This is a genomic window from Mesorhizobium sp. M4A.F.Ca.ET.090.04.2.1 (assembly GCF_003999085.1).
Taxonomy (GTDB): Bacteria; Pseudomonadota; Alphaproteobacteria; order Rhizobiales; family Rhizobiaceae; genus Mesorhizobium.
Map to the genome: position 1 here is coordinate 1 of NZ_RZOT01001011.1, position 570 is coordinate 570.

Below are 570 nucleotides of genomic sequence, written 5' to 3' on the forward strand. Positions count from 1 at the left end.
CCTCACGGATTTCATCCTGTCGCTCGCCCGGCCCGCTCCGTCAGCCGAGGCCATCTGGAAAAGGGTATCGTGATGCAGAAGGCGATCGACGCGCATTTCCACATCTGGCGCCAGAAGGACCAGCCCTGGCTGGTCGGACCGATGGTGCCGCGCATCTTCGGCCCCTACGAGCCGATCCGCCGCGACTATCCAATCGAGGAATTCCTCGAAGACCAGAAGGGGTCTGGCGTCGAAAAGACCGTCTATGTCCAGACCAACTGGGCCAAGGAGGATTTCGAGAAGGAAGTCGCCTTCCTGCAGAAGACCGCCGACGAAACCGGCTGGCCGCACGCCATCGTCGGCTATGCCGACATGACCGTCGACGATGTCCGGCCGCAGATCGACCGGCTGATGAAATACAAGCTGCTTCGCGGCGTGCGCATGCAGTTGCACTGGCACGAGACGCCGGCTTTCCGCTTCGCCGCCTCGGCAGACCAGGTCATCGATCCCACAGTGCGGAAGAATGTGGCGCGGCTGAAGGACTACGGCCTGTCCTTCGACCTCCAGCTTTTCCCGGCGCAGATGAAGGAC

At 62.3% G+C, this 570-nt stretch carries 1 protein-coding gene; it reads left to right on the top strand.

Features of this window, described 5'->3' with window-relative positions:
• Nucleotides 1-72: 72 nt before the first annotated feature.
• On the top strand, nt 73-570 hold a 498-nt coding region (locus tag EN781_RS33785), incomplete at its 3' end, for an amidohydrolase family protein (RefSeq protein WP_189347998.1).